This is a genomic window from Chryseolinea serpens (genome assembly GCF_900129725.1).
Classification (GTDB): Bacteria; Bacteroidota; Bacteroidia; order Cytophagales; family Cyclobacteriaceae; genus Chryseolinea; species Chryseolinea serpens.
In genome coordinates, this window is the sequence record NZ_FQWQ01000002.1 from 1,393,542 (window position 1) to 1,404,584 (window position 11,043).

4 protein-coding genes, 2 tRNA genes and 3 rRNA genes are annotated in these 11,043 nt (G+C 49.8%); 2 read left to right on the plus strand and 7 right to left on the minus strand.

Annotated elements, in window-relative coordinates:
- Positions 1-11 precede the first annotated feature (11 nt).
- Together bioD and bioA are read left to right on the plus strand one after the other, a co-directional pair.
- Positions 12-620 (plus strand): dethiobiotin synthase, encoded by a 609-nt coding sequence (gene bioD / locus BUB30_RS19790; RefSeq protein WP_073137216.1) that lies wholly within the window; start codon positions 12-14, stop codon positions 618-620.
- Positions 617-1,897, plus strand: coding sequence for an adenosylmethionine--8-amino-7-oxononanoate transaminase (gene bioA / locus BUB30_RS19795; RefSeq protein WP_073137218.1), 1,281 nt, complete (start codon positions 617-619; stop codon positions 1,895-1,897). Before bioD ends, bioA begins: the two co-directional genes overlap by 4 nt.
- A gap of 10 nt (positions 1,898-1,907) precedes the next feature.
- Here the strand turns inward: bioA and BUB30_RS19800 are convergent, their stop codons facing one another.
- From BUB30_RS19800 to BUB30_RS19830, 7 genes are all read right to left on the minus strand, one after another.
- Positions 1,908-4,619, minus strand: coding sequence for a hypothetical protein (locus BUB30_RS19800; RefSeq protein ID WP_073137220.1), 2,712 nt, complete (start codon positions 4,617-4,619; stop codon positions 1,908-1,910).
- 318 nt (positions 4,620-4,937) lie between these two features.
- Positions 4,938-5,330 carry a hypothetical protein gene (locus BUB30_RS19805; RefSeq protein ID WP_143164990.1) on the minus strand — a complete coding sequence of 131 codons (393 nt, stop codon included), beginning with the start codon at positions 5,328-5,330 and terminating at the stop codon, positions 4,938-4,940.
- Positions 5,331-5,410: 80 nt separating this feature from the next.
- Positions 5,411-5,522 (minus strand): 5S ribosomal RNA (gene rrf / locus BUB30_RS19810).
- 236 nt (positions 5,523-5,758) lie between these two features.
- Positions 5,759-8,657: ribosomal RNA gene (locus BUB30_RS19815) — 23S ribosomal RNA — on the minus strand.
- Positions 8,658-8,967: 310 nt separating this feature from the next.
- Positions 8,968-9,041: transfer RNA gene (locus BUB30_RS19820), tRNA-Ala, on the minus strand.
- Between the two features lie 48 nt (positions 9,042-9,089).
- Positions 9,090-9,163: transfer RNA gene (locus BUB30_RS19825), tRNA-Ile, on the minus strand.
- Between the two features lie 138 nt (positions 9,164-9,301).
- A 16S ribosomal RNA gene (locus BUB30_RS19830) occupies positions 9,302-10,821 on the minus strand.
- The 16S, 23S and 5S rRNA genes sit together here with 2 tRNA genes alongside, the layout of an rRNA operon.
- Positions 10,822-11,043: the final 222 nt, after the last annotated feature.

Consider the following 11,043-nt stretch of genomic DNA (forward strand, 5'->3'; position numbering starts at 1 on the left):
TAACTTGCCGCATGAACTATTTCGTTACGGGCATTGACACCGACAGCGGAAAGACGCTCGTGTCCGCCCTTCTTTGCGAAGCCCTGGAAGCCGATTACTGGAAGCCTGTTCAAGCCGGTTTGCCCAAGGACAGTGATACGGTGAAAAGTCTTCTCTCCAACAAAAAAACCGTCATTCATCCCGAAGCTTATTTGTTGCATACTCCTGCGTCGCCGCACGCCGCAGCCCGCATCGATGGGGTTAATATCACCCTGGAACATTTCACGCTGCCCGCCACCGACAACCGCCTGGTGATCGAAGGTGCAGGGGGCTGCCTGGTGCCCTTGAATGATCGTGATTTTGTGATTGACCTGGCGGCGCGCTTTCGGTCGGAAATCATCCTGGTGGCCGATCTGTACCTGGGGAGCATCAATCACACCTTGCTGACGTGTGAGGCGCTGGCCGCGCGCAAGCTCCCCGTGAAAGGCATTATTTTTAATGGTGAATCAAATCCTGAAAGCGAACGCATCATTCTTCAACACTCCGGTCTGCGGTGCTTGCTGCGGATCGCCAAAGAAAACCGAATCGACCCGACAACGCTTTCAAAGTATAGCGATCAACTCAGATCCACGCTGCTATGAACGAATTACTGCTAACCGACAAAAATATTATCTGGCATCCTTTCACACCGTTGTTAGGAGCGACCGATCCGCTGTTGATCACTTCTGCGGAAGGGATCTATTTGCATACGCACGATGGCCGCAAGATCATGGACGCGGTGTCTTCCTGGTGGGTGAATATTCACGGACACTCGAATAAGGAAATTGCTCAAGCCCTTGCACAACAGGCCTCGACGCTGGAGCACGTGATCTTTGCCGGGTTTACGCACGAGCCCGCCATTACCCTGGCCAAAAATCTGATGACGATCCTGCCTTCGAATCAAGCCAAGATCTTCTTTTCGGATAACGGGAGCACCGCTGTGGAAGTAGGTTTGAAAATGGCGTTCCAATACTGGCATAACCAGGACATCAAAAAGAGAAAAGTGATTGCCCTCGATGGAGCCTATCACGGCGACACGTTCGGATCGATGTCGGTGGGTGAAAGAGGAATGTTCACCGATCCCTTTGCCCCGTACTTGTTTGACGTTTCATTTATTGATTTCCCCACGGCCGACAATCAGCAAGCCGTTCTTGCACAGTTTAAAAATCTGCTGGCTACAAATGAGGTAGGGGCTTTCATTTTTGAACCGTTGGTGCAGGGCGCAGGTGGCATGCGCATGTACGCGCCGGAGTTTTTGGATGTCCTCATCCGCGAAGCACAAGCGCACGATGTTATCTGCATCGCCGATGAAGTATTTACCGGCTTTGGACGAACCGGAAAATTATTTGCTTCTCATCATCTCCAGCAACAACCCGACATTCTCGCCATCTCGAAAGGCATTACCGGTGGCACGTTGGCACTGGGCGTGACGAGTTGTTCCCAAAAAATTGTCGCTGCCTTTACCTCCAGTGCATTTGACAAAACATTTTTTCACGGACATTCCTACACGGCCAACCCGATTGCCTGCGCGGCCGCGAACGCCAGTTTCCGGCTATTGACGCGGGAATCGTGCCGAGAGCAGATCGATATGATCACTCGCGAGCATGCGTCGTTCCGGGACAAAGTGAAGGGGCATAAAAACGTGAAGGCTGCGCGATCGCTGGGCACGATCCTCTCCATTGAATTGAATACGGCAGAAGGAAGCTCCTACGCCAACGCATTGCGCAAGACCATCTACCCTTACTTTTTGGAAAGGAACATTTTGCTGCGGCCACTGGGCAACACGATCTACGTATTGCCTCCCTATGTTATCACCGCGAAAGAGTTACACCTGATTTATGACGCTATTGGGGCATTCTTAGAGTCCGTCGGCGTATAGCCATGCCGTATTACATGGGCGTTATGGTGAGGGCTTTCCCGAGTGCCGAGAAGATCAGGATCTTATCCAAATCCATTGGTCTCACCGCTACGTGGCTGCTTTCTATGGGGAGGGGAGAGAGCAGTTTACCCTGGCCATCGTAGACAAACGATAATTCCTGTCCTTTGTCGGTGATGGCGATGAAAGATTTACCGGCACCAAAGTCGAGGTATTGAATTTCGGTTGGGTTGTTGGCAATGAAATCGCTGACCACGATCTCTTTCAGGTTCTCGTCGAAGACCGTGAGTTGCTTGCTCTCCTGGCGCACGACGAGGTAGCCTTTGAAGCTTTCTTCGCGTACCAATCTGAATTGGGCATCCACTACATTTTTCAGCAAAGTTTCCCGGCTGTGAACCTTGCCATCCATGGTGAACTTGATGCGGAAACCATCGCGGGAGATCACTACAAAATAGGTATTCTCGCGACTGTTGCCCGACTCGAGATAATAGTCACCGGCTGGACGCGCGTTGAGATTGAGCGGGAAGCCTTTTAACACTTCCCCGCGACGGTTCATGAGGTAAACATCTCCATCTTCCTGAACGGCGACGATGTAGTCCTTTCCGCGGATACGGTGATGATTTGCCGCAGAGGAAAGTGAGCCGCCCAGGTTCTTCGGCTGCCATCCCTCCAGGTTCTTTCCTTCCTTGTCGAACATCCGGAGATTGCCCGACTTGCCGGTCACCAGGAAGCGATACTTTTTGCTGTGATCATAGTCGACGATGCTCACAAATTCAATGTCGCGCTCCTTGATCTTTACCGGGTAGGGCTGCACGTATTTTCCAAGACGGTCCACGACGTGCAACTCGCCGGGAGTGGCGAAGAAGTATTGCAATTTGCCATTGTTGAAATAGTCGATCTGTAGCACATCTCCCATGATCGGGCCATCAACAGCCAGACTCCAAAGCACTTTACCTGCAGGCGTAACGAGACTTATGTTGCGCGAAGAATCCTGTACCAGCACTTCGCTTTCGCGGCTGGCATGGCTTTTTACCACAAAGAATTTTGATACGGCCTGATTGAAGTTGGTGATGGACTTGGATGAGGCGTCGGTTTCGGCAGCGACCGGTCCTTCTGTTTTATCGGGTTTACTTCCTGCAGCTTTTTTGTAGGACCACGATACATTGGTATAGTAACTGTCATTCAAATGGCTGAATTGGATCGCGCCCATCTGCAGGGAGTTTAACAGCGGCCGGTTCTCCTGGATAAATTTCTTCCAGCGCGGCTGCAACGAGGTCTCCAAAACGCTCCAGACACGGGGCGTGTTGACATACAAACTCACGTTGGATTCCAGCAGGGTGGTCTCCAGGAATTTATTCTGCGCGACCGATTTTCCCCAGGTGTCTTCGTGGTCGATGTCCTCGAGAAAACGCTTGAGCTCTTCCAGGTCCTCGCCGACAAAAATGGCATTGCCCAGCTTCGTGTAGTAGCTGGTGTTAAATCCGGAGACGAGTGGCCAGAAGATCTTTTCGGGGAACCGGTAGAGCGGAAGCTCGCGAATTTCGTAGTCAGAATATTTTTCGTAGAAGACGGTGTCGATGCTGAGCTGTTGCGACAGGGAGTTGAAGGCGCCGATCCATTCGTCGGATCCTTTCTGGGTGTTGATGATGAGTATCTTGGAGGTGGTCTGCCCCTTCGATTCCATCCAGCAAACACCCAATTCGCCGGAGAGGTTGCTCCGGAGTTTGTTGGCGTCCACTTTCAACGACCGGGCGATCTGTTGAAGCGTGTCGCGGATGTAGGTATTCTTTTTTGTGAAGGCTTCCAGGTCGCGCGTGAAACTTGCGCCGTCGCTGATGCCATAGCTGGCAAACATGAGGGCACGATTGGATACATATTGCTTTAGGGTGAACGGCACCGGCGTTTGACTGCTGAACGATGACAAGATGTAGTTCGGGCGGCTCGCGCTATCGATGCTAAAGCCGTTCAACACGAAGTCGTTGTTGTCGCTGATCTTCACATCCAGCATGGCGGAGTGACCGAATTGCTGCACCAGGGCCGACGGTGTTTCGTTGGTGAAGAGGGAAAACCACTGGGTGAAGTTTTTTAGGTTCAGGTAGATGTTTCCCCCGTCGCTTTTCACTTTGGGAAGTTGATACACGGTGCCGAGGGAGGTCCTGAAATTTTTGTCGGCGTTATAGGTCCGAATAACATCTTCGATGAGCATGGGCGCGAAGCTGCTCACCCAGACATGGTTCAGCTTGATCCACGAGAACGTTCTGTTTTTCATGGACAATTCGTAGATGCGAACGCCTCCGTATTCGTGTTCAGAGAGATCGATGGCGGCTTTTCCTTTTTTTATGGATTCGAGCGCGATGTTAAATTCCTGTTCCACGGTGGGGGTGGCCGGGATGTAGAATACGAAATCAAAGTCGTCCTTTTTGGTAACGTGGAGCGAGACGAGGGCGCCGGGTATCATGTGGCTGGTGACGAAGTCGGTCATTTTCCGGAGGGAGTCGGCTTCGGCAGGGAGAACGGCTTTGTTGATGATGCTGAGGATGGGGGAGTGTTTGAGTTGATCGACGCAGGTTTCGCAGGGGCTTCCTTCGTAGACGAGGATGGTTTCGGTGGGGACGAGGTCCCATACGCTGGCAACGGGTTTTCGCAGGAAGGTGTCGTATAAAAAGTAGCCGCCGGCCAATACCAGGGTTAAACCGATGGTGATGAGTAATGGGAGTCTTTTCACGGGCAGATCATGCGTTTCAAAAGTTGAATATAGGCGTCAAAAAATCAATCGGCAAGGACGCGGGGCCCTCCTTCGCTAAAGCTATGGCGGGCAGGCAAAGTTAGCGCAAAGGCACCTTCGGCGGTGAGGTTGGGTGGTGATGGCGTTTTTAGCGAGGGGTATAAAAAAAAGCCTTGCTGATTGGCTCTGGCTAGGCTTTTTCAAGATAAAAGATAGGCAATCCGCCAGTGGTCGGACGCGCGACTTATTTACCCGCCGAAACCTTAGCGAAGGCGGGCTCTCCCGGGTGTTATCCAAGTGCCCTGGCGGTCCCGATAGCTATCGGGAGACCTTTAAAACCTCACAATCTTTCTTAAAATATTCATAAATATCCTGCACCTCAAAATCACCTGGCAGATCTCTAACCCCATGAGGACCTGGCTTTTCTTTCAATTCTAATCTGCAGATTGAATCGTCTTCAACTAGAAATAAAACTTCGGGGTTATTGGTTATATTATACTTAACATCTTTTAATAGAAATAATGTATCACCATTCACGCTTACATTACCTGTTTCGGTAACACTATCTTCGACCAGTACAGAATAAGAAGAGTCGTCGAATAAGTTGTATACGGCCCCTTCGGTACCGCCGACTTTAAACTCCATTGTTAACGTTCGACCTGTACATCCCATCAGGAAGATTACAATCGTTAAATGAATTATTCTATTCAAAATGTTTCTAATTGATTTTGCAAAACGTATGTAAAGCAAAAAAGCCTTGTCGATTTCTCAACAAGGCTTTTTAAATAAAAGATAGGCAACGACTTACTCTCCCGGGTGTTATCCAAGTACCATCAGCGCTGGCGGGCTTAACTGCTCTGTTCGGAATGGGAAGAGGTGATCCCCGCCGCTATAGTCACCTTAAGATCTTTGGTGTTGGTGGGGGCTTATCCCCGCCGTCCCGATAGCTATCGGGATCACCTTAAGATTTGCCCTTTGTGTTTTTACACAAGGGGTCTTAATGTTCATAGCTGATTGTCGTTCGTTTTATGCGAACAACGCTCAAACTTAATATCGTTGACATGTTGTCTGATGAAAGAGCAGTGTAGAAGAGTTAAACGAGCACACAGTGTGCGTCTGAATAAAATTGTATTTTATCTTTCTTGAAGCGTTCGGGTAATTAGTACTGCTCAGCTTTGACATTTCTGCCTTTACACCTGCAGCCTATCAACGTCATAGTCTCTGACGTCCCTTAATGGAAGTCTCATCTTGAGGTGAGTTTCGCGCTTAGATGCTTTCAGCGCTTATCTCGTCCCAACGTAGCTACCCGGCGATGCAGCTGACGCCACAACCGGTACACCAGCGGTTGGTCCAACCCGGTCCTCTCGTACTAAGGTCAGATCCTCTCAAACTTCCTACGCCCATCACAGATAGGGACCGAACTGTCTCACGACGTTCTGAACCCAGCTCGCGTGCCACTTTAATAGGCGAACAGCCTAACCCTTGGGACCTTCTCCAGCCCCAGGATGTGACGAGCCGACATCGAGGTGCCAAACCTCCCCGTCGATGTGAGCTCTTGGGGGAGATCAGCCTGTTATCCCCAGCGTACCTTTTATCCTTTGAGCGATGGCCCTTCCATACAGAACCACCGGATCACTATATCCGTCTTTCGACCCTGCTCGACTTGTCAGTCTCACAGTCAAGCATGCTTATGCTATTGCACTCCACATACGGTTACCAAGCGTATTGAGCATACCTTTGAAAGCCTCCGATACACTTTCGGAGGCGACCACCCCAGTCAAACTACCCACCACGCACTGTCTCCGCAGGTCTTGCGGATTAGACATCAGATAAATAAAGGGTGGTATTTCACCGTTGACTCCCCTATACCTAGCGGCACAGGATCAATGCCTCCCACCTATCCTACACATCATCTACCCAATGTCAATGCGAAGCTATAGTAAAGGTGCATGGGGTCTTTCCGTCCCGTGACGGGTACACGGCATCTTCACCGTGACTACAATTTCACCGAGCTCATGGCTGAGACAGTGCCCAGATCGTTACACCATTCGTGCAGGTCGGAACTTACCCGACAAGGAATTTCGCTACCTTAGGACCGTTATAGTTACGGCCGCCGTTTACTGGGGCTTCAGTTCAACGCTTCGCCTTGCGACTAACGTCCCCCCTTAACCTTCCAGCACCGGGCAGGTGTCAGGCCATATACTTCATCTTACGATTTCGCATAGCCATGTGTTTTTGTTAAACAGTCGCCTGGGCCATTTCTCTGCGACCTTCTTTATTGCTAAAGAGAGGCAACCCTTTTCCCGAAGTTACAGGTTTAATTTGCCTAGTTCCTTAGCCATGACTCACTCGAGCACCTCAGGATTCTCTCCTTGACTACCTGTGTCGGTTTGCGGTACGGGTACCGTATCAATATGCTTAGAAGATTTTCTCGGAAGTCTGCTTACATTCTCTATCCATTCGGCCGGAGCCTCCTGGTACTGTTGGACTTCAGCATTCTCTGCGGATTTGCCTACAGAAAATATACCTACATCTTTTAACGCCCTATTTCGTCAGGGCGCGGAATTGTCACTCCTCCTTCTCTCCATCGCTCAATACGGTAGTATGGGAATATTAACCCATTGGCCATCAGATTCGCCTTTCGGCTATTCCTTAGGTCCCGACTTACCCGCGGATGATTAGCATTGCCGCGGAACCCTTAGTCTATCGGTGGGCAGGTTTCTCGCCTGCCTTATCGTTACTTATGCCTACATTTGCTTTTCTGACTGCTCCACCGTCCATTACCAGACGACTTCGCCGCTGTCAGAATGCTCCCCTACCACTTAGCATTGCTGCTAAATCCTGAGCTTCGGTACTACACTTGATGCCCGATTATTATCGATGCTCTGTCGCTCGACCAGTGAGCTGTTACGCACTCTTTAAATGAATTGCTGCTTCCAAGCAAACATCCTGGCTGTCTAAGCAACTGAACCGCCTTAGTTCAACTTAGTGTAGATTTTGGGACCTTAGCTGCAGGTCTGGGTTCTTTCCCTCTCGGACACGGACCTTAGCACCCATGCCCTCATTGCAGAGTATATTTGTTACCATTCGGAGTTCATCAGGATTTGGTAGGATGTGACTCCCCCTAGTCCTATTGGTAGCTCTACCTGTAACAAACTCAACCTCCACACTGTTCCTAAAAACATTTCGGGGAGTACGAGCTATTTCTCAGTTTGATTAGCCTTTCACCCCTACCCTCAGTTCATCCAAAAACTTTTCAACGTTTACTAGTTCGGACCTCCATCCCGTGTTACCGGAACTTCATCCTGACCAAGGGTAGATCACAAAGTTTCGCGTCTATTCCCACTGACTAAGCGCCCTATTCAGACTCGCTTTCGCTTCGGCTGCGGACCTTAAAGCCCTTAACCTCGCCAGTGACAATAACTCGTAGGCTCATTATGCAAAAGGCACGCCGTCACTGAATCTCTCAGCTCCGACCGCTTGTAAGCGTATGGTTTCAGGTTCTATTTCACCCTCCTATTCGGAGTACTTTTCACCTTTCCTTCACAGTACTGGTTCACTATCGGTCTCTCAGGAGTATTTAGCCTTACCAGATGGTGCTGGCAAATTCAAACGGGGCGTCTCCGACCCCGCCCTACTCAGGATACCACCTCCTTCTAACATTTTACATTTACGGGGCTATCACCCGCTATGGCCCGGTTTCCCACCCGGTTCAACTTCTTGTTAGTCAGATTATGTGGTCCTATAACCCCGATCCAGCCGTAACTGAATCGGTTTGGGCTCTTACGCGTTCGCTCGCCACTACTTGCGCAATCACTCGATTGTTTTCTTCTCCTCCAGGTACTTAGATGTTTCAGTTCCCTGGGTTTGCTCCATCCCTTACGGGTGGTAATGTGTCTTCAACACACTGGGTTGCCCCATTCGGACATCTACGGATCAATAGCTATTTGCGCTTCCCCGTAGCTTTTCGCAGCTTATCACGTCCTTCTTCGCCTCTGAGAGCCTAGGCATTCCCCATACGCCCTTATTTACTTCTTTCAACGACGTCTTATCCAATTACTTGGTAAGACTCACCTATGTGCTCGTTTAGTTATATGTATTGTTTGACGAATCACTTCGTCTCCCATACACACTCTTTTACTACTCTTTCATCAGCATGTCAATGAACTCCTTCATCAATCTTTTTCCAACCAGGTGGCATCGAGATGGCTTATCTCATACAGCCCGCCGATTGGGATTGATAACGTGGTAACTTTTTTCAGTCCTCTCAGATCTGGTTTACCTTTTCTAACTTTTCAATTGTCCTGGTAACGCATCTCGTTAACCAGTCTTTCTTTACTTCTTCAAGTGGAGAATATCGGAGTCGAACCGATGACCTCCTGCTTGCAAAGCAGGCGCTCTAGCCAGCTGAGCTAATCCCCCTGATTCATTACAAAGTCCTGGGCCCTTCCACCAAACCCATTTTTACCGTGGGCCTGCGTGGACTCGAACCACGGACCTCTACATTATCAGTGTAGCGCTCTAACCACCTGAGCTACAAGCCCGGATTTTGTCCTCTTTCCTAATAAACTCGAATAAATGTAATTGATAGCGAACCCTAATAAGAGTCGTCGGTTTTCGTTTCGTTGTGCGTCCTTTGGCGAACAGCCTTTAAAGGTTGTTCAAGACTAACACAACTCCAGAAAGGAGGTGTTCCAGCCGCACCTTCCGGTACGGCTACCTTGTTACGACTTAGCCCTAATCATCGGTTTAACCCTAAACAGCGCCTTACAGCAACTGCCTTCAGGTCCTCCCGACTCTCATGGCTTGACGGGCGGTGTGTACAAGGTCCGGGAACGTATTCACCGCGCCATTGCTGATGCGCGATTACTAGCGATTCCAACTTCATGCAGGCGAGTTGCAGCCTGCAATCCGAACTGAGACGTACTTTTTGTGATTGGCTTACCATCGCTGGTTTGCAACACTCTGTATACGCCATTGTAGCACGTGTGTAGCCCTGGACGTAAGGGCCATGATGACCTGACGTCGTCCCCTCCTTCCTCTCCGCTTGCGCGGGCAGTCTTTTTAGAGTCCCCAGCTTAACCTGTTGGCAACTAAAAATAGGGGTTGCGCTCGTTGCGGGACTTAACCCAACACCTCACGGCACGAGCTGACGACGGCCATGCAGCACCTTGCTCCTTGTCCTTGCGGAAAAATCCATCTCTGGATCGGTCAAGGGCATTCTAGTCCAGGTAAGGTTCCTCGCGTATCATCGAATTAAACCACATGCTCCACCGCTTGTGCGGACCCCCGTCAATTCCTTTGAGTTTCACCGTTGCCGGCGTACTCCCCAGGTGGATTACTTATCGCTTTCGCTTGGCCGCGTACTGTATATCGCACACAGCGAGTAATCAACGTTTACAGTGTGGACTACCAGGGTATCTAATCCTGTTTGATCCCCACACTTTCGTGCCTCAGCGTCAGTTACAGCCTAGTAAGCTGCCTTCGCTATAGGTGTTCTTGACGATATCTAAGCATTTCACCGCTACACCGTCAATTCCGCCTACCTCATCTGTACTCAAGCTCATCAGTATCAATGGCACCCCTCTAGTTGAGCTAGAGTATTTCACCACTGACTTAATAAGCCGCCTACGCACCCTTTAAACCCAATAAATCCGGACAACGCTTGCCACCTACGTATTACCGCGGCTGCTGGCACGTAGTTAGCCGTGGCTTATTCACCAGGTACCTTCAATTAACCTCGCAAGGTCATTTTATCCCCTGGCAAAAGCAGTTTACAACCCAGAAGGCCTTCTTCCTGCACGCGGCATGGCTGGTTCAGACTTCCATCCATTGACCAATATTCCCTACTGCTGCCTCCCGTAGGAGTCTGGCCCGTATCTCAGTGCCAGTGTGGGGGATCAACCTCTCAGTTCCCCTACTGATCATCGTCTTGGTGGGCCGTTACCCCGCCAACTAACTAATCAGACGCATGCCCATCCTTTACCTCCGTAGATTTAATAATCAAATGATGCCATCCAATTATATTACGGCGGGTTAATTCGAGTTTCCCCGAGCTATCCGCCTGTAAAGGGTAGGTTGCATACGTGTTACGCACCCGTACGTCACTCTCATATCTATTGCTAAATATTTACCGTTCGACTTGCATGTATTAGGCCTGCCGCTAGCGTTCATCCTGAGCCAGGATCAAACTCTCCATTGTAATAAACTTTCATACTTTCCCAATTGCTTGGTCCAGTATACGTCTCAGCTTTCTTCACCCAGATTTCTCCAGGTCAAATACTCGCCAGACTACAATAATTGTCTGAATTCCTAGACTCTCATTTATTTTTTCTTTCTTAAGAATCAATCACAAAAACCCCAACCTCGCGGCTGTAGTTTTCGTGGGTCCGCTATCAATTATCATCCATTCAAAGAACGTGTT

Excerpts from the sequence above, each read along its gene's own strand:
- bioA (WP_073137218.1), top strand. The coding sequence starts at position 617 with ATGAACGAATTACTGCTAACCGACAAAAATATTATCTGGCATCCTTTC.
- bioD (WP_073137216.1), top strand. The coding sequence starts at position 12 with ATGAACTATTTCGTTACGGGCATTGACACCGACAGCGGAAAGACGCTC.